The sequence below is a fragment of the Stenotrophomonas sp. SAU14A_NAIMI4_5 genome (genome assembly GCF_003086795.1).
Lineage (GTDB): Bacteria > Pseudomonadota > Gammaproteobacteria > Xanthomonadales > Xanthomonadaceae > Stenotrophomonas.
Genome location: NZ_CP026003.1, coordinates 1,597,735 through 1,621,333, shown reverse-complemented (window position 1 = coordinate 1,621,333; position 23,599 = coordinate 1,597,735). Strand labels below are relative to the sequence as shown.

At 68.7% G+C, this 23,599-nt stretch carries 19 protein-coding genes; 13 read left to right on the top strand and 6 right to left on the bottom strand.

The annotated features are described in order from the left end of the window. Nucleotides 1–87: 87 nt before the first annotated feature. Together C1925_RS07655 and C1925_RS07650 are read right to left on the bottom strand one after the other, a co-directional pair. A complete protein-coding gene (locus C1925_RS07655; RefSeq protein ID WP_079221322.1) occupies nt 88–1,485 on the bottom strand; it encodes a glutamine synthetase family protein in 1,398 nt (465 codons plus the stop codon). Next, entirely contained in the window at nt 1,482–2,243 is a 762-nt protein-coding gene (locus C1925_RS07650; protein WP_108768367.1) for a gamma-glutamyl-gamma-aminobutyrate hydrolase family protein, read from the bottom strand. Before C1925_RS07650 ends, C1925_RS07655 begins: the two co-directional genes overlap by 4 nt. Before the next feature lie 177 nt (nt 2,244–2,420). On the opposite strand from C1925_RS07650, the gene C1925_RS07645 reads away from it, so the two are divergent. Both C1925_RS07645 and C1925_RS07640 read left to right on the top strand, forming a co-directional pair. After that, nucleotides 2,421–3,698, top strand: a complete 1,278-nt coding sequence (locus C1925_RS07645) for an FAD-binding oxidoreductase (RefSeq protein WP_108768366.1) — start codon at nt 2,421–2,423, stop codon at nt 3,696–3,698. Between the two features lie 177 nt (nt 3,699–3,875). Further along, complete coding sequence (locus tag C1925_RS07640) at nt 3,876–5,456, top strand: MASE1 domain-containing protein (protein ID WP_254051406.1); 1,581 nt, start codon at nt 3,876–3,878, stop codon at nt 5,454–5,456. Between the two features lie 50 nt (nt 5,457–5,506). On the opposite strand, the gene C1925_RS07635 is transcribed toward C1925_RS07640, so the two are convergent. Further along, nucleotides 5,507–5,953 carry a hypothetical protein gene (locus tag C1925_RS07635; RefSeq protein WP_254051405.1) on the bottom strand — a complete coding sequence of 149 codons (447 nt, stop codon included), beginning with the start codon at nt 5,951–5,953 and terminating at the stop codon, nt 5,507–5,509. Nucleotides 5,954–6,225: 272 nt separating this feature from the next. Between C1925_RS07635 and C1925_RS07630 the strand changes: the two genes are divergently transcribed. Both C1925_RS07630 and C1925_RS07625 read left to right on the top strand, forming a co-directional pair. Further along, nucleotides 6,226–7,578, top strand: a complete 1,353-nt coding sequence (locus C1925_RS07630) for a diguanylate cyclase (protein WP_108768363.1) — start codon at nt 6,226–6,228, stop codon at nt 7,576–7,578. Nucleotides 7,579–7,649: 71 nt separating this feature from the next. After that, nucleotides 7,650–8,111, top strand: coding sequence for a bacteriohemerythrin (locus tag C1925_RS07625; RefSeq protein WP_108768362.1), 462 nt, complete (start codon nt 7,650–7,652; stop codon nt 8,109–8,111). On the opposite strand, the gene C1925_RS07620 is transcribed toward C1925_RS07625, so the two are convergent. Continuing rightward, nucleotides 8,092–9,390, bottom strand: coding sequence for an MFS transporter (locus C1925_RS07620; RefSeq protein ID WP_108768361.1), 1,299 nt, complete (start codon nt 9,388–9,390; stop codon nt 8,092–8,094). The two genes, C1925_RS07625 and C1925_RS07620, sit on opposite strands and share 20 nt — an antisense overlap. 146 nt (nt 9,391–9,536) lie before the next feature. On the opposite strand from C1925_RS07620, the gene C1925_RS07615 reads away from it, so the two are divergent. Then, nucleotides 9,537–10,169 carry a hypothetical protein gene (locus C1925_RS07615; RefSeq protein ID WP_254051404.1) on the top strand — a complete coding sequence of 211 codons (633 nt, stop codon included), beginning with the start codon at nt 9,537–9,539 and terminating at the stop codon, nt 10,167–10,169. A 27-nt stretch (nt 10,170–10,196) separates the two neighbouring features. On the opposite strand, the gene C1925_RS07610 is transcribed toward C1925_RS07615, so the two are convergent. Beyond that, complete coding sequence (locus C1925_RS07610; protein WP_108768359.1) at nt 10,197–11,693, bottom strand: aldehyde dehydrogenase; 1,497 nt, start codon at nt 11,691–11,693, stop codon at nt 10,197–10,199. A 129-nt stretch (nt 11,694–11,822) separates the two neighbouring features. Here C1925_RS07610 and C1925_RS07605 point away from each other — a divergent pair, with 129 nt between their 5' ends. From C1925_RS07605 to C1925_RS07570, 8 genes are all read left to right on the top strand, one after another. Continuing rightward, the gene (locus C1925_RS07605) at nt 11,823–13,175 is read left to right on the top strand and encodes an aspartate aminotransferase family protein (protein ID WP_108768358.1); all 1,353 of its coding nucleotides are present in this window, start codon (nt 11,823–11,825) and stop codon (nt 13,173–13,175) included. Nucleotides 13,176–13,238: 63 nt separating this feature from the next. Further along, on the top strand, nt 13,239–14,117 hold the full coding sequence (locus C1925_RS07600; protein ID WP_108768357.1) for a plasmid replication/partition related protein: 879 nt from the start codon (nt 13,239–13,241) through the stop codon (nt 14,115–14,117). Nucleotides 14,118–14,229: 112 nt separating this feature from the next. Then, on the top strand, nt 14,230–15,516 hold the full coding sequence (locus C1925_RS07595) for a DUF445 family protein (RefSeq protein ID WP_108768356.1): 1,287 nt from the start codon (nt 14,230–14,232) through the stop codon (nt 15,514–15,516). Nucleotides 15,517–15,900: 384 nt separating this feature from the next. Continuing rightward, a complete protein-coding gene (locus C1925_RS07590; protein ID WP_108768355.1) occupies nt 15,901–16,284 on the top strand; it encodes a DUF4124 domain-containing protein in 384 nt (127 codons plus the stop codon). A 259-nt stretch (nt 16,285–16,543) separates the two neighbouring features. Further along, nucleotides 16,544–18,766, top strand: coding sequence for a TonB-dependent siderophore receptor (locus tag C1925_RS07585; protein ID WP_108768354.1), 2,223 nt, complete (start codon nt 16,544–16,546; stop codon nt 18,764–18,766). Between the two features lie 108 nt (nt 18,767–18,874). Then, a complete protein-coding gene (locus C1925_RS07580; protein WP_108768353.1) occupies nt 18,875–19,195 on the top strand; it encodes a DUF3649 domain-containing protein in 321 nt (106 codons plus the stop codon). Then, a complete protein-coding gene (locus tag C1925_RS07575) occupies nt 19,192–20,826 on the top strand; it encodes a PepSY-associated TM helix domain-containing protein (protein ID WP_108768352.1) in 1,635 nt (544 codons plus the stop codon). The genes C1925_RS07580 and C1925_RS07575 overlap by 4 nt, the downstream gene beginning before the upstream one ends. Beyond that, nucleotides 20,823–21,152 carry a DUF3325 domain-containing protein gene (locus C1925_RS07570; RefSeq protein ID WP_108768351.1) on the top strand — a complete coding sequence of 110 codons (330 nt, stop codon included), beginning with the start codon at nt 20,823–20,825 and terminating at the stop codon, nt 21,150–21,152. The genes C1925_RS07575 and C1925_RS07570 overlap by 4 nt, the downstream gene beginning before the upstream one ends. A gap of 259 nt (nt 21,153–21,411) precedes the next feature. Here C1925_RS07570 and rlmKL read toward each other — a convergent pair whose 3' ends face one another. Further along, entirely contained in the window at nt 21,412–23,550 is a 2,139-nt protein-coding gene (rlmKL, locus tag C1925_RS07565) for a bifunctional 23S rRNA (guanine(2069)-N(7))-methyltransferase RlmK/23S rRNA (guanine(2445)-N(2))-methyltransferase RlmL (RefSeq protein ID WP_108768350.1), read from the bottom strand. Nucleotides 23,551–23,599 lie beyond the last annotated feature (49 nt).

Here is a 23,599-nt window from a genome sequence, read left to right as displayed (position 1 = left end):
TCCAGAATGCGGAATGGGGGGAGGCCGGCGGGGCCGGCGACGGGTGCCAGCCTACCCCCCGGCGGCTCATTCATCAATTGCAGGCCTTCACACGTTCAACAGCAGGAACTCGCGCTCCCACGAGCTGATGACGCGGAAGAAGGTCTCGTATTCCTTGCGCTTGACCGAGATGTAGGCCCGGCAGAAGCGTTCGCCCAGCAGGGCCTGCAGTTCGGCGCACTGTTCCAGCCCGTCCAGCGCCTCGCCCAGCGAACGCGGCAGGTTGTAGCCCAGCTCCTTGGCGCTGCCGGTCACCGGCGCGTCCGGGGCCAGCCGCTCGCGGATGCCGAGCAGGCCGCAGGCCAGGGTCGCGGCCATCGCCAGGTACGGGTTGGCATCGGACCCAGCGAAGCGGCTTTCCACCCGCATGTTCTCCGGCGTGTCCAGCGGCACGCGCAGGCCGCAGGTGCGGTTGTCGTAGCCCCAGTGCACGTTGCTCGGCGAGACCTCGCCGAACACCAGGCGCCGGTACGAATTGACGTTCGGCGCGAAGAAAGCCATCGCCTGCGGCACGTACTTCTGCAGGCCGCCCAGGTAATGGCCGAACACCGGGCTGAACTCGCCCTCGCCATGGGTCTCGCCGGTGAACACGTTGCTGCCGTCGCTCACCCGCACCAGGCTCTGGTGGATGTGCATGGCGCTGCCCGGTTCGTTCTCCATCGGCTTGGCCAGGAAGGTGGCGTACACGCCGTGGCGCATCGCCGCCTCGCGCATGGTGCGCTTGAACAGGAACACCTGGTCGGCCAGGTCCATCGCATCGGCGTGGGTGAAGTTGACTTCCAGCTGCGCCGCGCCGGATTCGTGGATCAGCGTGTCCACGTCCAGCTTCATCGCATCGGCGTAGTCGTACATCAGGTCGAGGATGGGATCGAACTCGTTGACCGCGTCGATCGAGTACGACTGCCGCGCCGTCTCCGGACGCCCGGAGCGGCCGGCCGGCGGCAGCAGCGGGAAATCCGGGTCGGTGTTCTTCTGCACCAGGAAGAACTCCAGCTCCGGTGCGACCACCGGGCGCAGGCCCAGTTCGGCATAGGCAGCCAGCACGCGGCGGAGCACGTTGCGCGGGGCCAGTTCGTGCGGCTCGCCGGTCTTGGTGTAGCAGTCATGGATGACCTGTGCGGTGGCGTCGGCCGCCCACGGCACCATGCGCACGGTGTCCGGGTCGGGCCGCAGCATCATGTCCGAGTCCGACGGCGAGGTCAGGTCGTAGTAATCGTCGGGGAATTCACCGGTGACCGTGGTGGCGAAGATGCCTTCGGGCAGGCGCGTGCCGTAGTCGTGCGAAAACTTGTCGGCCGGGATGATCTTGCCGCGCGCGTTGCCGGTGATGTCCGGCACCAGGCACTCGACCTCGGTGATGCGCCGCTCCTTCAGCCAGCGCAGCAGGCTGCTTTCCTGCGGTGCGGGGGGCGTGGCCGTCTTGCGCGGGCGAGGTCGGGAACTCATCGGGAATCCAGTTGATTCTGTTGGTACTGCCGGCAAGCTTGGCCGAAAGCACGGAAAATAGCGTGATAGAACGGCGCCTGCATGACACGCCACTCCGGGTGCCACTGTACGCCGAGCACGAAACGATGGTGGCGGCTGCGTGCGGCTTCGACCAGGCCATCGCCGGCCCACGCCTCCACCTGCAGGCCATCGGCCAGCCGGGCGATGCCCTGCCCGTGCACCGAATTGACCTGTGCGTGGTCGCTGCCGTGCCACTGCGCGAGCCAGCCATCGCCAGCCAGGGTGACCGCATGCGCCGGCCCGTACTGCACCTCGACCGGTGCCTGCGGATCCTCGCGATGGTCGGCCAGCCCCGGCACTGCATGCACCTGCGGATGCAGGCTGCCGCCCAGGGCGACGTTCAATTCCTGGAAGCCGCGGCAGATCGCCAGCACCGGCAGGTCCAGCGCCAGCGCGGCCTGCAGCAGGGCGAAGGCGTTGGCATCACGCGCGGGGTCATGCAGGTTGCCCGGCCAGCTGCGGCCCCCTTCATAGTGCTGCGGCTCGATGTTGCTGACCGCGCCGGTCAAGAGCAGGCCATGCAGACCCTGCAGCCAGTCCTCGGCCGGCAGTGCCGGCTGCAGGCTGGGCAGCACCAGCGGGGTGACCTCGGCCGCGTCGACCAGCGCGCGCACGTACTTCTCGCCGGCCACCGCGAAACGGTGATGGCCGAGCACGGTGCTGTCGGTGGGCAGGCCCACCCAGGGCAGGCGGCGCATGGGGAAACTCCTTGGCGTGGGCATCCTTGGCCTGGGCCTCAAAGTAACCGCCGGTGCGCGCGGGCGGCAAGTCGTCGCCGTCACACACCCGGCTGCATGCATCGGCCAGACTATGCCGGTGAACAGTGATCGCCCGCCCCCGCCCTGCCCCTTCATCCCGTGCCCGCGAGGCCCACGGTGAGCGCGGATTTCCCGCCCAGCTGGTACGCCGACAGCCTGCCCGAACCGGCTGCGCTGCCGCCACTGCGCGGTGATGTGCAGGCCGACGTGGCGGTGCTCGGCGCCGGCTACACCGGCCTGACCGCTGCGCTGGAACTGGCCCTGCGCGGCTACCGCGTGGTGCTGCTGGAAGCGCAGCGCATCGGCTGGGGGGCGTCCGGACGCAACGGTGGCCAGGCGCTGGTGGGCTACGGCTGCGAGGTGGATGCGCTGGAACGCCAGCTCGGCCGCGGCGACGCCCGCCATCTGTTCGACTGGTCGCGCGAGGCGGTGCAGTCGATGCGCCAGCGCATCGCGCGCCACGGCATCGACTGCCATTGGGTGGAAGGCCATGCCAGCGTCGCGATCCGTGCACGCCACGAACGCGACCTGCGCGCCGGCTGCGAGCACCTGCAGCGCCATTACGACTATCCGATGCAGTGGTGGGAGCGCGATGTCCTGCACGCGCAGCTGGACAGCCCGCGCTACCGCGCCGCGATGTTCGATCCGCTCAGTGCGCACCTGCACCCGCTGGCCTATGCGCGCGGCCTGGCCGATGCCGCCCGTGCGGCCGGCGTGGTCATCCACGAGCATTCGCCGGTCACCCGCGTGCAGCGTGGCGCGCAGGCCACATTGCACACCGCGCAGGGCAGCGTGCGTGCCGCGCACCTGGTGGTGGCCGGCAATGCCTGGCTGCAGGGGCTGCTGCCGGAACTGGAGCGCCGCATCATGCCGGTCGGCACCTACATCGGCGCCAGCGCGCCGCTGGGCGCCGAGCGGGCGCGGCAGCTGATCCGCAACAACATGGCGGTGGCCGACACCGCCTGGGCGCTGGACTACTTCCGCCTCAGCCATGACCACCGCCTGCTGTTCGGCGGCCGTGCCAGCTACTCGGCGCTGCCGCCGCCGGGGCTGCGTGGGCTGATGCAGCGGCGCATGCACCAGGTCTTCCCGCAGCTGGCCGACGTGGCCGTGGAACAGGTCTGGGGCGGCTACGTGGACATCACCCGCAACCGTGCCCCGCACTGGGGCCGGCTGGACGGCAACCTGTATTTCGCCCAGGGTTTTTCCGGGCACGGCGTGGCCGCCGCCGGCCTGGCCGGCGATGTGATCGCCGCGGCCATCGATGGCCAGAGCGCGCGGCTGGATGTGTTCCAGCGCCTGCAGCACGCGCCGTTCCCCGGCGGCCGGCTGCTGCGCACGCCGCTGCTGGTGGCGGCGATGTCCTGGTACAAGCTGCGCGACGCGCTGTGGTAGCCCCGTGACGTGAAAGTGTGAACTCGGTCAGAGCCGTCGCAGACCGCGCGGCAGCGGCGGAGTGGCACGGCCGTTGCAGGCAATTGCAAGCGTCCGCCGCAGCCGATACTGTCGCGGGCTGGGGCCAGGCGCGAAGCCTGAAGGGCGCTGGCGCGCAGCAGCATGGGAGGCTTGCGATTGAACTGGTGGACGAATGGAATTCGCCTGGATGTACGTATCCGCCCGGCGGGGCTTGCCCTGGCGGCGCTGTACGCGCTTGCCTGCTGGGCCACCCGGCAGATTTCGCTGGACCAGTTCTACCTGCCTGCCGGCATCCGCGTCGCCGCACTGCTGCTGTGCCCGCCCCGCCTGTGGGGCTATCTGATCCTGGGCGAGTACGCCTACTTCGCGCAGATGCGCTACCCGATGATCGACCGCTACGGGCTGCCGTGGGTGGTACTGGCATCGGCCTGCCTGATACCCGCCGTGGCCCTGGTGGTGGCCCTCCACCGCCGGCGCCTGGCCACCTGCGGCGAAGCCTGGATGCTGTCCATCGCCGCGTGGGCGGCGCTGGCCACCGCGGTCCTGAAGCTGGGCCTGGCCCATCTGCTGTGGCCCACCCCGCCCTCCGATCCGATCCTGGGTACCGCCATCCGCTACGTGCTGGGCGACTACATCGCGATCATCACCGTGGTCCCGCTCGCCCTGTTGTGGTCGCGGCGCAGCGCCGGACATGACTGGTCCAGCTGGCGGCAGTGGCCGACCCTGGCCTCGCTGGCCGCCCTGCTGGTGCTGGGCAGCGCGGCGATCTGGGCGGGCGCCAGCTCCGACCCGGCCAAGACCAGCCTGCAGCTGCTGATGGCACTGCCCGCCGTGGTGCTGACCTGCATGCACGGCTGGCGCGGTGCAGCCCTCGCGGTGCCGCTGCTGAACATGCTGATCAGCGTCGGCACGCCCAGCAGCGGCCTGCCCGGCTCGTTCGACGAGCGCACGTTCATGACCCTGCAGATCGTCGCGGTCGCCGGCACCGCCCTGCTGGCACTGGGCTCGCGCATCAGCCAGCACTACCACCACCACGCGCACCAGGACCAGGCGGGGCGGCAGGCGGCCGATTTTTCCCGCAATGCGCATATCGCCAATGAAATGGACCTGCGCCAGCGCGCGTTGGCACTGCGGCGCATTGCCGATGACATTGAAACGTCGCTGGGCGAGACCGCCGACCTGCTGAAGCTGCATGGGCACCACGAACCCGCGCGACGGTTGCTGGGCACCGCGACCAGCCATTCGCGGCAGTTCCGCGAGCTGACCAGCATGGTCTACCCGGCTGAACTGGAGCAGCTGGGCCTCTATCTGGCCCTGCAGGCCAGCGGCATCCACCACGCCTGGGACGCGACCGATCGCCTCGGTCGCCACCAGCTGCAGGGCGACCCCTGCCAGTTGAACCTTGGCCTGCAGCTGGCCACCTACCGCACCCTGGCCGAGGCGGTTTCGCTGCTTCTGAACGGTGAGCGCGGACAGATCCAGGTGCGCGCACGCTGCGGTCGCCGCGGAACACAGCGCGGCATCGTGGTCACCGTCGGCCTGCTGGACCGCTACCGCACCCTGTCTGACGACACCGTGGCCTTGGCACGACGCCGGTTGAGTGCGCGGCCCATTGCCTACGGCGGACGCGTGGACTTCCGCGGCAACCGCATCCGGATGCTGCTGCTGGATTCACCGGCGCATGCCGAGCAGGACACTGCACTGCCGACAAGGTTGGCGCCGCACGGCCTGCACTGAGCACCGCAACGACCGGCCCTGCGCGCGGCAGGGCCGGTCATGCATCAGCGTTACTGCCCTTCGCCCGGCAGCTCCACCGACCAGATCGCATCGGCGCCCTTGCCATACACCACCAGCGAGAACTCGGCGCGACGGTACACCACCTGGCGCGGCGCATTGGCCGGAATCACCAGGCGCTGCGAGGGCAACGAGGTCTTCGCCGGCGACTTGCCCGCCGGCAGGGTCCAGAACACGTTGTCGAGGGTGCCGACGATCAGCTTCACCTGACCGGTCAGGTCATTCACCTGGAAATAGGTGATGCCATCGCGCTGGAAGCCATACACCTGCCAGGACGGATCCTGGCTCAGGTTCAACGTGTCAGGCAGCGACTCGCCCAGGCCGCTCTTGGCCAGCTGGATGCCATTGCCGTCGCTGGGACAGCAAGCAGCAGCGGCGATCATCGGCGTGGACAGCAGCGCAGCCGCTGCAATCGCAATACGCATACGGGAAAAACGCACGGGCAACCCCCTTGTGGAATGAATGGTGATGGGCGGCCAGGCATTGCCGCGTTCGCCTGGCACAGCCGCTGTGCATCGGCGCGGGCACTGACGGTGCCCGTGAACTCCGAGGGCTCCCGGCCAGGACGGCCGGCAAGCGGCACCGAGCATACCGGTCCCGGTCCACCGCAGCCATGTGCCATCCCGCTGCGGTCACACGGTGCGGCTAAAGTTTCTGTCGAAACCGCCGCTATCCTTCCCGAGCGCCCCTCCCTCACGTGAGCCTCCGCACCATGCCCGTCCTCCCGCAGGTCGTTGTCGATGGCGACCTGGCAGACCCCCTTCCGCAGCGGATCCTGCTGGTGGAAAACTCCCGCGCGTTCACCGGAATGCTGCGAGAAGCGATCGAGCAGCGTCTGGAACTGCCGGTAGTGGTGGCCTCGACCCTGGCCGAGGCGGATCGCCTGCTGAGTGACGATGGCGGCTGGTTCCTGGTGCTGACCGGGCTGGTGCTGGCCGACGGTGACCGCGATGCAGTCGTCGAATTCTTCCTCAAGCGCGACCTGCCCACCGTGGTGGTCAGCAGCGTGTACGACGAAGACCTGCGCAAGCGCGTGCTGCAGCAGCAGATCATCGACTACGTACTGAAGAACACGCCCGGCAGCATCGATTACCTGGTGTGGCTGGTGCAGCGGCTGGAACGCAACCGCCGCATCGCCGCGCTGGTGGTGGATGACTCACCTTCGGCCCGAGGTTACGCCGCGGCGCTGCTGCGCATGTACGGCCATGAAGTGTTCGAGGCCGCCGACGGTGCCGAAGGCCTGGCCGCGATCGAAGCGCACCCGGCCATCCGCCTGGCCGTGGTCGACCAGGAAATGCCCGGCATGCAGGGCGTGGAATTCACCCGTCGCCTGCGCACCCTGCGCTCGCGCGACAAGGTGGCGGTGATCGGCATTTCTGGCAACACCGACGCTTCGCTGATCCCGCGCTTCCTGAAGAACGGTGCCAATGACTTCCTGCGGAAGCCCTTTTCGCGCGAGGAATTCTTCTGCCGTGTTTCGCAGAACGTCGACCAGCTGGAGCTGATCGGCACCCTGCAGGACCTGGCCACCCGCGATTTCCTCACCGGCCTGCCCAACCGCCGCTGCTTCCTGGAACAGAGCCAGCGCCAGCTGCCGCAGCTGCAGCTGCATGGCCAGTGCGTGGCGGTGGCGATGATCGACATCGACCACTTCAAGCACATCAACGACACCCATGGCCACGAAGCCGGCGACGATGCGCTGCGCGCGGTGGCCCGCGCGGTGGGCGACCACGCGCGCAGCCAGGACCTGATCGCACGTTTCGGCGGCGAGGAATTCTGCCTGCTGGTGCCGGAGATGGAACAGGACGAAGCCATCGTCTACTTCGAGGAACTGCGCCAGCGCATCGCCGCGCTGGAAGTGGACATCGGCACCGCCATCCTGCGCATGACCGTCAGCATCGGCCTGTGCTGCCTGCACCCGCAGCGCGACTCGCTGCACAAGCTGATTTCCGAGGCCGACCGCCAGCTGTACCTGGCCAAGGCGGCCGGCCGCAACCGGGTCAGCTGCGCGACCGTGGCCAACCCGCTGCGCCCGCGCGAAGCGTCGATGGCCGCCGCGCTTTGATCCAGATCAACGCCGCCTGAGCGCGGCGATCCTACAGTCAGCCCCGACATGAACATTAAGGGGAGCCGGGGATGGCACTACTGGTCTGGCAGGACGATCTGAACATCGGCATCGATGTGATCGATCAGCAACACCGACGCATCGTCGACATGCTCAACCACCTGCACGTGGCCCAGGCCGGGCTGCAGACGGCGGTGGTGGCCGAAGTGATCGACGAAGTGGTGGACTACACCATGTCGCACTTCGCGTTCGAGGAAGAGCTGATGGAGGAAGCGGGCTATCCGTTCTGTGCCGCGCACAAGCGCGTGCATGAGATCTTCATCAAGCGCGTGGCCGAGTACCGCCTGCGTTTCCAGGCCGGCGAAGACGTGACCGACGAACTGCGCACGATGCTCTCGCGCTGGCTGTTCAACCACATCCGCGGCGATGACCAGGCCTACGCCGAACAGGTCAAGGCGCACCTCAACCAGTTCGCCCGCGAGCACCAGAGCGGCGGCTGGCTGGGCCGCACGCTCAAGCGTTTCTTTGGCTGAGCTGCGCGCGCCGCTGCAGGGCCAGCAGCGCGCACAACGTCGCCACGGCGGTCAGGCACAGGTAGTAACCCACCGCGACCAGGCCGAAGCGCTCGGCCAGCCAGGTGGCCAGGTACGGCGCCGGCGCTGCACCCAGGATGCCGGCCAGGTTGAACGACAGCGATGCGCCGGTGTAGCGCACTTCCACCGGATAGATCTCGGCCAGGAAGGTGCCGCACGGGCCGTAGGTCAGGCCCATCAGGAACAGGCCCAGGCACAAAAAGCTCAACACCAGCCACGGGCTGTTCGCCTGGAACAGCGGCGCGAACAGCACGCCGAAGCCGAGGATCAGCAGGCTGGCGAAGACCATCGTGCGGCGCGTGCCCCAGCGGTCGCCATAACGCGCCGACAGCGGAATGCCCGCCGCGAAGAACAGCATCGCGCCCATCTGCATCAGCAGGAACTGCTCGCGGCTGTAGCCCAGCACGGACGTGCCGTGGCCGAGGCTGAACACCGTCATCAGGTAGAACAGCACGAAGGTGGCGAACGCGCCCAGCGTGCCCAGCAGCATCGGCAGCCAGTGGTCGCGCAGCACGGTCCACATCGGCAGCCGCACCGGCGCCTTGCGCTCCAGTGCCTGCTGGAAATCCGGGGTCTCGTGGATGTTCAGGCGCACCCACAGGCCCAGGCCGACCAGCAGCGCGCTGGCCACGAACGGAATGCGCCAGCCCCACTGCAGGAAGTCCTGCTGGCCCAGGCAGCGGCCCAGCAGCAGGAAGATGCCGGCCGACAGCAGGAAGCCCAGCGGCGCGCCCAGCTGCGGGAACATGCCGTACCACGCGCGCTTGCCAGGCGGTGCGTTCTCGGTGGCCAGCAGCACCGCGCCACCCCATTCACCGCCCAGCCCCAGGCCCTGGCCGAAGCGGCACAGCGCCAGCAGTGCCGGCGCCCACAGGCCGATCTGCGCATGCGTGGGCAGCAGGCCGATGGCCACCGTGGACAGGCCCATGGTCAGCAGCGCCGCCACCAGCGTGGCCTTGCGGCCGATGCGGTCGCCGAAGTGGCCGAACACTGCCGAGCCCACGGGGCGCGCGATGAAGGCCACCGCGAAGGTCGCCAGCGACTGCAGCAGGGCCGCCTGGTCGCTGCTTTCCGGGAAGAACAGGTGCGGGAACACCAGCACCGCCGCCGTGGCGTAGATGTAGAAATCGAAGAACTCGATGGTGGTGCCGATGAGGCTGGCCAGCAGGACACGGCTGGGGGAATTCACGGGCGGAGCGGCAGCGGTGATCGAGGACATCGGCAAGGCGTGGAAGGTGGATCGACCGATTCTGCCACGCGCGGGAGGCCTGACGGGACGATGGTTTCAGCCGACACCGATGCCAACGGAATTTTTCTGGACACTGGTTAGGCTGCGCCACCGGTCCCTGCATGGATGCTTCGCCGATGGCCCCTGTGGTTGCGTTGCGCTGGTCCGATTCACCGCAGCTGCCGCGCACGGTGGCCTGGCTGGTCGTGGTGCTGCTGCATGCCCTGCTGGGCGCGTGGCTGTGGCAGAGCGGCCGGCTGGGTGCCGCGCGGGAGGCCGAAGAACGCATCAGCCTGCGCTGGCTGCCGCCGCCGCTGCAGCCGCCCCGAGACGTGCCTGCTGCAATATCGGCGGCACCGACACCTGCGCGCCCCTCGCCGCGGATTGCGCCTGTACCGCTGCCGCCGGCAGATGTGGAAAGCGACAGTACGCCGACACCGGCACCCCTCGTGCTGGGCCTGCCGGCCGGCAGCATCGACGGCGGTGATGGCATTACGGCGGCGGGGGTGGCACCACGATTGATCGGCCGCCGCGAGGTGCATGCGGCGTTCGCGCCGCGGCGGAACTACTTCCGCATCCGCAGGACGATGACGCCGGAGCAGATCGTGCACGGCGTGGCGCAGCTGCTCGGCCTGTGGCCACCCGGGTACATCGTCGACCCGTGCCAGCTGGGAAAGCAGGACATGGACTATTTCCAGGGAGCGGTCGAGGAAATGGACCGGCAGGCGCTGCGTGACGCGGTGCTGGTGGTGAGCGCGCGGTGCCGGTAGCGCCGGGCCATGCCCGGCGGCTCAACGCTACAGCTGGATCCAGGTCGCCTTGATCTCGCTGTACTTGTCGAACGCATGCAGCGATTTGTCGCGACCATTGCCCGACTGCTTGTAACCCCCAAACGGTGCGCTCATGTCACCGCCATCCCAGCCATTCACCCACACACTGCCTGCGCGCAGCTGCCGCGACACGCGATGCGCGCGCCCCAGGTCGCGCGTCCACAGTCCGGCTGCCAGCCCATAGCGGCTGTCGTTGGCCAGCCGCACGGCCTCGGCTTCGCCATCAAAGGCCAGCACGGCCAGCACCGGCCCGAACACTTCCTCGCGCGCCAGCGCCTGCTCCGGCCGCACCTGGTCGAACACGGTGGGCTGCACGTAGCACCCGCCCGCTTCCACCTCGGCGCGCTGCCCGCCCAGCAGCAGGCGCGCACCGTCGCCCTCGGCGCGCGCGATGTCGGCCAGTACCTTGTCCACGTGCGCGGCATCGACCAGCGCACCCATCGGCGCATCGGCCTCCAGCGGATGGCGCGGCTGCATGCGCCGCCCGTACGCCACCACCTGGTGCACGAAATCGTCACGGATCGAACGTTCCACCAGCAGCCGCGAGCCCGCCGTACACACCTCGCCCTGGTTGAAGAAAATGCCCCGCGCCACGCCCTTGGCCGCCGCATCCAGATCCGGCGCATCGGCGAACACCAGGTGCGGGCTCTTGCCACCGCACTCCAGCCACACCCGCTTCATGTTGGAACGGCCGGCGTACTGCAGCAGCTTGGCGCCGGTGGCGGTCGATCCGGTGAACGCCAGCACGTCCACATCCATGTGCAGCGCCAGCGGTTCACCCACGTACATGCCCTGCCCGGGCAGCACGTTCAGCACGCCATCGGGCAGCCCGGCTTCGGCAGCGAGTGCGGCCAACCGCAGTGCACTCAGCGGCGAGCGCTCCGAGGGCTTGAGCACCACCGAATTGCCCATCGCCAGCGCCGGCGCGATCTTCCAGCAGGCCATCAGCAGCGGAAAATTCCACGGCACGATCGCCGCCACCACGCCAGCCGGCTCGCGGCTCACCAGGCCCAGTTCGTTCGGGCCGGTCGGCGCGATATCGCCGTACAGCTTGTCCACCGCTTCGGCCGTCCAGCTCAGGCAGCGCACCACGCCGGGCAGGTCGACGCGACGCGCATCGCGCACCGGCTTGCCCATGTCCAGGGTTTCCAGCAGGGCCAGTTCGTCGGCATGTTTTTCCACCAGCGCGGCCAACGCCAGCAGCACGCGCTTGCGGTGCGCCGGGCTGGCCTGCGACCAGTGGCCGGCCTCGAACGCGCGCCGCGCGCCTGCCACCGCACGCTCCACGTCCTGCGCATCGCAGTCGGCCACCTGGCCCAGCACGCGGCCATCGATCGGGCTGATGCAGTCGAAACGGGCGCCGCTGGCCGCGTCCACGTAGCGGCCATCGATGAAGGCCTGTGCGGGAATGGCCAGCTGGCTGGCCAGAGCCTGCCAGTGGGTGCGGTCGGGGAAGTCAGCCATGTCCGGCTCCAGGCAGCGAATGCCTCGTTTATACCGCCGTGGCCGTGATGCGCCTGTTCTGCCGCCGCCGCTACCGCCGCGATGACCGGGCTGCGCTACAGTCGGTGCATCGGAACCGACGGAGGCGGCATGAAGAACCCCGCGATCGACCCGCACGCACTGGCCACCCAGCGCCCCGAATCGCTGGATGCGTACTGGATGCCGTTCACCGCCAACCGCCAGTTCAAGGGTGCGCCGCGCATGCTGGTGCGTGCCGAGGGCATGCACTACGAGGACATCGACGGGCGCAGCATCCTCGACGGCGCCGCCGGCCTGTGGTGCTGCAACGCCGGCCACGCGCGGCCGCGCATCGTCCAGGCCATCGCCGAACAGGCGGCCACGCTCGATTACTCGCCGGCCTTCCAGATGGGATCGCCACCGGCCTTCGCCCTGGCCCAGCGGCTGGCCGCGCTGGCACCGGCCGGGCTCAACCATGTGTTCTTCACCAGCTCCGGCTCGGAGGCGGTGGATACCGCGATGAAGATCGTGCTGGCCCACCATCGCCTGCGTGGCGAGGGCCAGCGCACCCGCTTCATCAGCCGCGAAAAGGCCTACCACGGGGTCGGCTTCGGCGGCATGGCCCTCGGCGGCCTGCCCAACAACCGCCGGCAGTTCGGCCTGCAGCTGGGCGGCGTCGACTATCTGCGCCACACCCTGGACCTGGAGCGCAACGCGTTCAGCAAGGGACTGCCGCGCCACGGCGCCGAACTGGCCGACGATCTGGAACGCCTGATCGCGCTGCACGATGCGTCCACGATCGCCGCCGTGTTCGTCGAGCCCGTCGCTGGCTCGGCGGGGGTGATCCTGCCCTCCCCCGGCTACCTGCAGCGGCTGCGCGAGATCTGCGACCAGCACGGCATCCTGCTGGTGTTCGACGAGGTCATCACCGGCTTCGGCCGGGTCGGCATGCCCTTCGCCGCGCAGCGCTTCGGGGTCACGCCGGACCTGCTGACCTTCGCCAAGGGCGTCAGCAACGGGGCGGTGCCGCTGGGCGGAGTCCTGGTCGGCGATGCGGTGCATGCCAGTTTCATGCAGGGCCCGGCGCAGGCCATCGAGCTGTTCCATGGCTATACCTATTCGGGCCACCCACTGGCCTGCGCGGCCGCCCTGGCCACCCTGGACATCCACGCCGAGGAGCGCCTGTTCGAGCGCGCCATCGAGCTGGGCGAATACTGGCAGGAGCGCCTGCATGCCCTGCAGGGGCTGCCGAACGTGGTGGACATCCGCAACTTCGGCCTGGTTGGCGCGGTCGAGCTGGCGCCACGCCGCGATGCCGCCGGCGCCCGCGGCTACGAGGTGTACCGGCGCTGCTTCCACGATGGCCGCCTGCTGGTGCGCTGCACCGGCGACATCATCGCCCTGTCGCCGCCGCTGATCGTGGACAAGGCGCAGATCGACCAGATCACCGGCACCCTGGGCGAGATGATCCGGGCCACCGCCTGAGCCCGGGCCGGCGCCGGCGAGCGGGTACAATGGTCGGTTCCGCTCCTGACTGTTGCCGTGCCCATGGACATCGTCGTCAAAGAAGAACTGAAGGCCTACATCGACCCGCTGACCGCGGACGAACATGACGCGCTGGAGCGCAGCATCCTGGCCGAGGGCTGCCGCGACGCGCTGGTGCTGTGGGGTGATGTGCTGGTGGACGGCCACAACCGCTTCGGCATCTGCCAGAAGCACGGCCTGCCGTTCAACACCGTGCAGAACACCCGCTTCCAGAGCATGGAAGACGTGCACCTGTGGATGATCGAGCAGCATCTGGGCCGCCGCAGCGTGTCCGACTTCCAGCGCGGCGTACTGGCCCTGCGCAAGCGCGACATCCTGTCCGCCCGCAAGCAGGTGGAACAGGCGCAGCTGCAGCGCGAGAGCGACGGCACCGCCGAACCGGCCGACGACGCAGGCGAAGACAGCCCGCCGTGGGAGCCCGCACCGAAGGTCAGCCGTGCCGAACTGGCCCGCGAAGCCAAGCTGAGCACCAGCCAGGTCGGCATGATCGAGCGCATCCACGCCCAGGCCGCGGCCGAGGTGGTGGAAGCGGTGAAGGCCGGCGTGATCTCGATCAGCGCGGCTGCGGCCGTGGCCGACCTGCCGGAAGAGGAGCAGCGCGCGGCCGCCGCCGGTGGCAAGGACGAGCTGAAGCAGGCAGCCAAGCGCGTGCGCGAATCCAAGCGCAAGCCGCGCGCACCGAAGCCTGAAGCGGCCGAGATGGATTTCGAGGAGCCGAGCGAGGATGAGGTCGCCAGCCGCGATGCCGAAGTGCTGTCCGCACTGGAGCAGCTGGGCGAGGACGCCCCGGCGCTGCGTCGTCGCGTGGTCGCCCTGACCCGCGAGAACGACACCCTGCGCGCGCAGCTGGCCGCGCTGCGGAAGCAGCTCGAAACCCAGTAACCGGTAGTGCCGGCCGCTGGCCGGCAACGCCGATACGGCATCACGGCCCATTGGATGCCGGCCAGCGGCCGGCACTACCGGACGCTCATGCGGTGCCGGTTAGACTCCCCCCATGACGTCTGCCATCGATCCGCGTCGCGCGCAGCTGCGACGCCTGAAAGCCATCGCCCTGGGCCTGCTGCTGTTGATGCTGGCCGGGTTCGCGGTCAGCCACTGGCAGGGTGAGCGCGGTGGCTGGGCCTGGGTGTCGGCCTTCTGCGAGGCCGCCGCGGTGGGCGCGCTGGCCGACTGGTTCGCGGTGGTGGCGCTGTTCCGGCGGCCGATGGGCCTGCCCATTCCGCACACGGCGATCATCCCCCGCAGCAAGGAACGCATCGGCGACAGCCTTGCCCTGTTCGTGCGCGACCAGTTCCTGGAACCGGGCGTGCTGCTGGCCAAGCTGCAGGTGTTCGATCCGGCCAGCCGTCTCGGCAGCTGGCTGGCCGACCCGGCGCGTTCGCGGATGCTGGCCGACATGGCCCGTGGCTGGGCGCTGCAGGCCCTGGATTTCTTCGACGAAGGCGCCGTGCGCCGGCAGTTGCACAGCTTCGTCGTGCAACAGCTGCGACAGTGGAACGCGGCCTCCACCGCTGGCGAACTGCTGGCCCTGCTGACCGCCGATGGCCGCCACCAGCGCGTGCTGGACGAGGGCCTGCAGCGGCTCGGCCGCTGGCTGGAACAACCGGAAGTGAAGGAGCGCGCTTCGCAGTTGATCGTGCGCTACATCCAGCGCGAGTGGCCGACGCTGTCGAACACGGTGAACTGGATCAAGCCGATCGACGAGATCGGTGACAGCCTGGCCGAGCGCCTGGCGCGTGCGGTGCTGGAGGAGCTGCAGCAGGTCCTGGCCGAGCCGCAGCATCCGTTGCGGCAGGATTACGAGACCTGGCTGGGCAACTACGTGCAGCGCCTGCGCGAAGACCCGGCGCTGGCCGAGCGCATCGAACAGCTGAAGCAGGAAATGATCGACCACCCGGCCCTGCAGGAGTATGTGCAGGGGCTGTGGGCGCGCATCCACGCCAGCCTGCGCGCGGACCTGCAGCGCGAGGATTCGGCGCTGGTCGGTCACCTGCAGCGCAGCCTGGCATCGCTGGGTGCGACGCTGCAGGCCGATCCGGCGCTGCGCGATGCGCTCAACCAGCATCTGCTGGAGGGTGCGCAGCGGTTGACCGAGCGCCTGCGAGAGGGGGTGACCACGCACATCGCGCAGACGGTGAAGGGCTGGGACGAGCGGCACCTGGTCGAGCAGCTGGAACTGAGCGTGGGCCGCGACCTGCAGTTCATCCGGTTCAACGGCACGCTGGTGGGTGGGTTGATCGGGGTGCTGCTGCATGCGGCGACGGTGCTGTTCAGATTCTGAGTGGGTTTCCGGCAGGGCTGCGCCCTGCACCCGCAGCGGCAACGTCAACGTCAACGGCAAAAGCCTGCATTCCGTGGGATGGCGGGGCGGTGTGAGTGGGCAGGACACGCCGTAAACCCGTCCATGGGGGCTCGATGGCGCCATCCATGGCGCCAACGGTCCTGCCCACCCACACCGCCCCGCCCCTGACAGTTTCCCGCTGCTGATGGTGGGTGCCGACCGTTGGTCGGCACGGGGTCGGATTCCGTTGCTGCGCAACGGGCTCTGACCCCATGTCTGGCGGAAGACGAAGGCATATTGCGCGACCGGGGTCGCACTCCTTATGCTCCCGCGCCATGCGGGCCAAGGTGGCCCGTGGGGGGATCCATGCGAAGGATATGGGTGTTGCTGCCACTGCTGGCGGCGGCAGGTGATGCGTGCGCGCAGCGTGTGTACAAGTGCAACGATGGCGGTCGTAGCGTCTACCAGACGCTGCCCTGCCCGAGCGGGCAGGATACGGGCGTGACGCGGCCGATCGTGCGTGATCCCAAGCTCAGCTGGCAGGAATCGGAGCGGGTCGACCGCGAGCTCCGCGATGCGCGCCGTCAGCTTCAGGCCAACGCCGGCCGCAGTGCGCCGCAGGGATCCGGCACGGTCATCGAGGCCGCCAGCAACGCCGAGGCCTGCGACAAGGCGCGGGCGCGCCGCGAGATGGCCGAGTGGTTCGGCACGCGCACGCCGCAGCGGCAGCTCAACGACGACGTCACCCGCGCCTGCGCTTCGCGCTGAAGGCCGGCCCCGGCCCCGGCCAACCCATGCTTGATTAACGAAATGCGAATGCCTATCATTTACTGATCGGTTGTACGCTCAGCCACCTGGCGCCCCCACCGCGCTTCCGCCCGTGTACATCCCCGGCTCCTCGTGCGCCGACGGCCCTGGCCGTCAGCGCGTGGCGATGGGAGATGCCTCGGGTCGCGCGATTCCGCGCAGGCGCCCGCACGCATGGATTCCATCGCTGATGTTTTCCTCCTGCATGGAATCGCACTGTATGGCCCGACCGAACATTCCCGTCGTTTCCCCCCTGGCGCTGGCCCTGGCCACGTTGTTGTGTGCCCCGCTGGCCCACGCCGATGCACCGTCCGCCGCCGATGCGCGCACGCTGGACACGGTGAAAGTAACCGCCGACGGCGAGATCCAGAACGGCTACACAGTGAAGAACACCCGCAGTGCGACCAAGCTGGACCTGTCCCTGCGCGAGACGCCGCAGTCGGTCACCGTCATCACCCGCCAGCGCCTGGATGACATGGGCCTGTTCTCGCTGTCCGATGTGATGGGCCAGGTGACCGGCGTGCATGTGGCGGTCACCGACAGCGAGCGCATCAACTATGTCTCGCGTGGCTACAACATCACCAATTTCCAGATCGACGGCATGCTCAACACGTTCGGTGGGTCGATCAAGACCAACACCGACAACGTGATCTACGAGCGCATCGAAGTGATCCGCGGTGCCACCGGCCTGACCACCGGCGCCGGTGACCCGTCCGGCACCATCAGCATGGTGCGCAAGCGCCCGACCGACACCTTCCAGATGGGTGCCAACCTGACCCTGGGCCGCTGGGGCAACCAGCGTCTGGAAGCCGATCTGGGCGGCCCGATCGCCTGGGACGGCCGCATCCGCGCGCGCGTGGTCGCCGCCAAGCAGCAGAGCGACTCGTTCCGTGATGTCTACCAGCTGGACAAGGACGTGTTCTACGGCATCGTCCAGGCCGACCTGACCGACAGCACGCTGTTCGAGGTGGGCTACGAATACCAGTCGCCGCATACCAGCGGCGTGACCTGGGGCGTGGTGCCGTACTGGGGCCCGGACGGCACACCGGCCAACCTGCCGCGCTCGACCAACTTCTCGGCGTCGTGGAGCAGCTGGCCGATCATCGAGAAGACCACCTTCGCGCGGCTGGAACAGCAGCTGGGCAGCCACTGGTCAGTGAAGGCCGCGATCAGCCGCGCCAAGCGCAACACCGATGGCGCGGTCTGGTATGGCGCGCAGGGCTACCCGCGTGCCGACGGCACCGGCGTGCTGGCCTACATCGGCAACTTCGTCGAAGACAGCACGATGGATGTGGCGGACGTCAACGCCACCGGCAGCTTCGAACTGTTCGGCCACACCCAGGAAGTGGTGTTCGGCGCAGGCCAGTCGGTGCGCAAGGGCGAGTACCCGTCGGCATCCATCGACCCCTACCCCACCAGTTACACCCAGGTGCCCGACTGGCGGAACTGGACCGGCGATGTCGCGCCGCTGTCGGTGACCCGTCCGGGCTACCTGGGTTCGCAGGATGAGCTTCGCCAGCAGGCGGCCTACGTGGCTACCCGCCTGCGCCTGGCCGACCCGCTGCTGGTGGTGGCCGGCGTGCGCTACGGCAACTGGGAAACCAAGACCTGGCGCTACAGCTACGACAGCAGCGGCAACCGCACCGGCACCACGCGCACCGGCTACAAGCCCAAGGACCAGACCACGCCGTACGCCGGCGTGGTGTACGACTTCAACCGCGTGCTCAGCGCCTATGCCAGCTACACCGACATCTTCGCGCCGCAGAACTACCGCGACAAGAACGGCAGCTACCTGGAGCCGGTGGTCGGCAAGATGTACGAAGGCGGCCTGAAGGCCGAGTTCTTCGACGGCCTGCTGAATGCCTCGGCGGCGATCTTCGAGGGCGAGAAGGACAATGTGGCCGAGGTCGATGATTCGGTGCCGCTGAATTCGCTTCCGGATGGCACCCAGGCCTACCGCTCCACCGGCAAGGGCAACAAGGTGCACGGCTGGGAAGTGGAAGCACAGGGCAGTATCGGCGAAAGCTGGAACCTCTCGGCGGGCTTCGCCCACGCCGTCAGCCGCAGCCAGCTCGGCGTGGTACAGAACAGCACCACCCCACAGGACACCTTCCGCCTCAACGCCAGCTGGCGTCCGGGCGGCATCGATGGCCGCTTCTGGCTGGGCGGCGGTGCCACCTGGCAGAGCCGCATCTGGCGCGCCAGCACCAAGCCGGCGGCCGACTACCTGACCAGCGGCCGCACCGAACCCGGCGTCATCCAGCAGGACGCGTTCTACCTGCTGAACCTGGCCGGCGGCTACCGCTTCAACGAGAACTTCAGCGCCCAGCTCAACATCAGCAACCTGCTGGACAAGAAGTATTACAGCAACGTCGGTTTCTACAACGGCGTGTACTGGGGCGAACCGCGCAACGTCACCATGACCCTGCGCTGGAAGCTCTGATGCCCTGATGGATGGCGCCGGTTCTGCGACCGGCGCCCGGCCACGGATGGCCACCTCCGGCGCGCTTCGGTGCGCCGGCCTTTCTTCCAACGAACCTGCAGGACCGCCGTGGACCGCTCGCCCGAACTTGCCAGCTCCCGCCTCAGCACCTTCTTCGCCAGCGAACGCTGGGGAGTGCTGTCCCGTTCCCTGGCCGCGATCTTCGGCGGCTACGCGCTGGCCTCGATGACCAGCGTGTTCTGCGCCGTGGCGCTGCCCGCCGCGCGCGGGCAGGCCGTGCTGACCGGCATGCTGCTGGCCATCGTGGTCGCCGCCTGCGCCGCGCTGTGGGCCTTTGCTACGCGCAGCGCACTGCGCGCCTGGGTCGGCATCCTTGGCCCCACCCTGCTGCTGGCCGCCGCGTCGCGCCTGCTGGGAGCCTGGGCATGAAGAACGGATTCCGCCAGTCGATGGCCTGGCTGCACACCTGGACCGGCCTGCTGGTCGGCTGGCTGCTGCTGCTGATCTTCATGGCCGGCACCGCCAGCTACTACCGCGAGGAAATCAGCCGCTGGATGCGCCCGGAGCTGCCCAGCGCCAAGGTCAGCACCGACGTAGCCGCGCAGCGCGCCATCGACTTCCTACAGGACAAGGCCGGTAACGCCGAGATGTGGTACGTGACGCTGCCGCAGCCGCGCAACCCGGCCATGAGCACTTTCTGGCGCGTGCCTGCCGACCAGGCCGATCCGTCCAAGGGCCGTCGCGGTGCCTTCGGCGATGCAACGCTGGACCCGAACACCGGCGGCGAACTGAAGGCGCGCGACACCCGTGGCGGTGATTTCTTCTACCGCCTGCATTTCGACCTGCACTACATCCCGGTGTACTGGGCGCGCTACCTGGTGGGCTTCTGCGCGATGTTCATGCTGGTGGCGATCATCACCGGCGTCATCACCCACAAGAAAATCTTCAAGGACTTCTTCACCTTCCGCAAGGACAAGGGCCTGCGGTCGTGGCTGGATTTCCACAACGTCAGCGCGGTGATGGCCCTGCCCTACCACGCGATGATCACCTACACCGGCATCGTCACCCTGATGATCATGTACCTGCCGTGGGGCGTGAAAGTGGCCTACCCGCAGGACGAGGACAAGTTCTTCGCCGAAGCCTTCGGTGGCATGCCCGAGGTGAGCGCACCGGCCGAGGGCCGCGCGGTGCCGATGCCGATCGCGCAGCTGCTGGACAGTGCGCGCGCGCACTGGAAGGGCGTGGAAGTGGGCGGCTTCACCGTGACCAACCCGGGCGCCGCCAACGCGGTCATCGACATCCGCCAGCGCGACGGCAAGCGGCTGTCCACCGATACCCCGGCGCTGCGCTATGACATGGCCAGCGGCACGCTGCTGCAGGAGAGCCCGCCCTCCGGCGGCGCCACCGCCACCCGTGGCGTGATGTATGGCCTGCACCTGGCCCGCTTCGCTGATTGGGGCCTGCGTGCGTTGTTCTTCCTGTCCGGCCTGACCGGCTGCCTGATGGTGGCCAGCGGCGTGGTGCTGTGGGCGGTGAAGGAACGGCCCAAGCACGCCAAGAGCGGACGCATCGGCTTCGGCCTGCGCCTGGTCGATGCGCTGAACATCGGCGCCGTGGCCGGCCTGCCGATCGCGTTTGCCGCCTACTTCTGGGGCAACCGCCTGCTGCCGCTGGAGATGGCCGAGCGCTCCAACGCCGAGGCCAACGTGTTCTTCTACGCCTGGGGCGCCGCCCTGCTGGCCGCCTTCATCTGGCCCAAGCGGATGATGTGGGCGTGGCAGCTGTACATCGGCGCAGCCGCCTTCGCGCTGGTGCCGGTGGTCAATGCCCTGACCACCCATGCGCACCTGGGCGTGACCCTGCTCAGTGGCGATTGGGTGCTGGCCGGCTTCGATCTGTCGATGCTTGCCTTCGGCGCGATGCTGGCGATGTGCGGCTGGCGCATGCAGCGCTGGACGCCGCCGCTGAGCGCGGCTGAAAAGAAGAAGCGCGCAGCGGCGGCTGCAGCCGCCAAGGCACCGGCTGCGCCTGCGGCTACCGAAGCGGAGGCCAGCGCATGATGCTGCTGGCCCTGACCCTGTCGTTCTCCGCGTTCACCGCGCTGTCGCTGGCGATGGAAAAGCACCAGCAGGACCTGCACGGCAAGGCCGCCGCGACGCCGGCACGGCGCACGCAGTGGCGCGTGCTGGGCTGGGTGTTGCTGACGGTCGCGTTCGCGCTGTGCGTGGTCGACCACGGCTGGGCGATGGGCCCGGTGCTGTGGCTGGGTGCATTGACCCTGGCCGGCGTGCCGCTGGCCTTTGGCCTGTACCCGTACCGGCAGACGTGGATCGCACCGCTGGCCATCGCGCTGCCGGTTCTCGGCCTGGTGGTGGCGTTTTTGTAACCCGGCAGCCGGGGTCGGATCCCTTGCGCATTGCGCCAGGGCTCTGACCCCATCCCCAGGCATCGCGTATCCACGCATGGCGTGGATCTACTAGACGTGCGACCCGACGCGGCCGGGGTCGGATCCCTTGCGCGCAGCGCAAGGGCTCTGACCCCATCCCCAGGCATCGCGTATCCACGCATGGCGTGGATCTACTACGGCTGCAGCCGGGCTCAGAGCCCCTGCGCTGCGCGCAGGGGATCCGACCCCAGGTACCCGGTCAGCCCAGGCGCTTCAGTTCCCACGCGCGGTGGATGCGCGCGTTGCGCTCGAAGTCCGGGCCAATCGTGCGCGCGGTGATCTCGCGACACTGGGCGAACTCGGCGATGGCGTTTTCTTCCAGCTTGAAGCGGCGGAAGTTGTTGGAGAAATACAGCACGCCGCCCGGCGCCAGGCGCGCCACCGCCGCACGCAGCAGCTTCAGCTGCTCGCGCTGCACATCGAAGTCGTCGGCACGGGCCGAGTTCGAGAACGTCGGCGGATCGCAGAAGATCACGTCGTACTGGCCGCGATCGCCTTCCAGCCACGCCATCGCATCGGCCTGCACCAGCAGGTGCTGGTTGCCGCCCTGGCCGTTCAGCGCCAGGTTGTCGTAGCACCACTGCAGGTAGGTGGCCGACAGATCGACGCTGGTGGTGCTGGCCGCGCCGGCCACCGCCGCCTGCACGCTGGCCACGCCGGTGTAGCAGAACAGGTTGAGGAAACGCTTGCCACGCACCTGCTCGGCCATCATCCGGCGCAGCGGGCGGTGGTCCAGGAACAGGCCGGTATCGAGGTAGTCGAACAGGTTCACCTGCAACAGCGCGTTGTTTTCGCGCACCACGATGAACTCGTCACGCTGCTCGAAGCGACCGTACTTGCTGCCGCCCTTGCCGCGCTCGCGCGACTTCATCGACACCTGCTCCGGCGGCACGCCGAACACTTCGCGCGCGGCGGCCAGCAGTTCGTTGCGGCGACGGCGCACGTCGTTTTCCGGAATCGCGGCCGGTGCGGCGTATTCCTGCACGTGCAGGAAGGTGCGGCGCTGGCCGCCATCTTCTTCGTAGACGTCGATGGCCGCCGCATATTCCGGCAGGTCGGCATCGTAGGCGCGGAAGCAGGTGATGTCCTCGCGCGCGCGCCAGCTCTTGAACTTCTTCAGGTTCTTGCGCAGGCGGTTGGCCACCATCTGCGCGCCTTCGCTCAGCTCGCGCGGCTGCGCCGGGTCGCGGCCCGGCACGGCGATCGGGTCGCAGACGATCAGCGCGCATTCCAGCGCACCGTTGAACATCTGGTACTTCTTGCCGGCGCGCAGGCCGGTGGCGAAAGCGAGTTCGTCATTGCCGCACAGCAGGCTGGCGCGCCATTGCGGCACGGCCTTCTGCAGGGCGTTGCCCAGCGCGCGGTACAGCGCCGGATCGGCGGCCAGGCGCTCGTCGTAGGGCGGGTTGCAGACCACCGCGCCGATTTCCTGCTCCGGTGCGGCCAGGTCGGCCACGTCCGCACGGGTGAAGCGGATGGCGTGGGCCACGCCGGCCACTTCGGCATTCTCGCGGGCGGCCTGGATGGCCACCGGGTCGATGTCGCTGCCGTGGATGACCGGCTTCAGCGCGGCCAGGCCAGCAGCTTCGCGGTCACGCGCTTCTCTCTGGATGGTCTTCCAGGCGGCCTTGTCGAAGCCCAGCCAGCGGCTCGGCGGCAGGCTGCCATGGCGCATCAGGCCGGGGGCGACGTCGGCGGCCATCAGCGCGCCTTCGATCAGCAGCGTGCCGCTGCCGCACATCGGGTCCAGCAGGCCACCACCGGCGGCGTGCAGGCGCGGCCACTGCGCGCGCATCAGCAGCGCGGCGGCCAGGTTTTCCTTCAGCGGCGCCTCGTGGGCAGCACCACGCCAGCCACGGCGGTGCAGCGGGCCGCCGCCGAGATCGATCGACAGCGAGGCACGGCCCTTGCGCAGCGACAGGTTCACGCGCACGTCGGGCAGGTCGGTGTTGACCGAGGGGCGTTCCAGGCCTTCATCGCGCATGCGGTCGACGATGGCGTCCTTGATCCGCTGCGCGGCGAAGCGCGCGTGGGTGATCTTGTCGCCGGACACGTGCGCGTCCACCGCCAGGGTCATTTCCGGCTTGATGTGCTCATGCCACGGCAGCGCACGCACGCCGTCGTACAGGGCCTGCTCGTCCGGGCATTCGAACTCGTCGATCGGCCACAGCACGCGGCTGGCCAGGCGCGACCACATGACGATCCGCAGCGCCTGCTCCAGTTCGCCATCGGCGTTGACGCCGGCAATGGTGGCGGTGGCCTTGCCAAGGCCCAGGGCCGACAGTTCATCGGCAAGCAGGTATTCCAGGCCCTTGGCGCAGGAGACGAAGAATTTCACGGGATCGGTTCGCAGGTGGTCGGGCGCGGCACAGGGGCCGGGCCAGTCG

What these genes read in the sequence shown, in the direction of transcription:
- C1925_RS07585 (WP_108768354.1), top strand. Translation starts at nt 16,544, where the DNA reads ATGGCCCGACCGAACATTCCCGTCGTTTCCCCCCTGGCGCTGGCCCTG.
- C1925_RS07610 (WP_108768359.1), bottom strand. Translation starts at nt 11,693, where the DNA reads ATGGCTGACTTCCCCGACCGCACCCACTGGCAGGCTCTGGCCAGCCAG.
- C1925_RS07595 (WP_108768356.1), top strand. Translation starts at nt 14,230, where the DNA reads ATGACGTCTGCCATCGATCCGCGTCGCGCGCAGCTGCGACGCCTGAAA.
- C1925_RS07570 (WP_108768351.1), top strand. Translation starts at nt 20,823, where the DNA reads ATGATGCTGCTGGCCCTGACCCTGTCGTTCTCCGCGTTCACCGCGCTG.
- C1925_RS07575 (WP_108768352.1), top strand. Translation starts at nt 19,192, where the DNA reads ATGAAGAACGGATTCCGCCAGTCGATGGCCTGGCTGCACACCTGGACC.
- C1925_RS07630 (WP_108768363.1), top strand. Translation starts at nt 6,226, where the DNA reads ATGCCCGTCCTCCCGCAGGTCGTTGTCGATGGCGACCTGGCAGACCCC.
- C1925_RS07655 (WP_079221322.1), bottom strand. Translation starts at nt 1,485, where the DNA reads ATGAGTTCCCGACCTCGCCCGCGCAAGACGGCCACGCCCCCCGCACCG.
- C1925_RS07620 (WP_108768361.1), bottom strand. Translation starts at nt 9,390, where the DNA reads ATGTCCTCGATCACCGCTGCCGCTCCGCCCGTGAATTCCCCCAGCCGT.
- C1925_RS07605 (WP_108768358.1), top strand. Translation starts at nt 11,823, where the DNA reads ATGAAGAACCCCGCGATCGACCCGCACGCACTGGCCACCCAGCGCCCC.
- C1925_RS07600 (WP_108768357.1), top strand. Translation starts at nt 13,239, where the DNA reads ATGGACATCGTCGTCAAAGAAGAACTGAAGGCCTACATCGACCCGCTG.
- C1925_RS07650 (WP_108768367.1), bottom strand. Translation starts at nt 2,243, where the DNA reads ATGCGCCGCCTGCCCTGGGTGGGCCTGCCCACCGACAGCACCGTGCTC.
- C1925_RS07625 (WP_108768362.1), top strand. Translation starts at nt 7,650, where the DNA reads ATGGCACTACTGGTCTGGCAGGACGATCTGAACATCGGCATCGATGTG.
- C1925_RS07615 (WP_254051404.1), top strand. Translation starts at nt 9,537, where the DNA reads ATGGCCCCTGTGGTTGCGTTGCGCTGGTCCGATTCACCGCAGCTGCCG.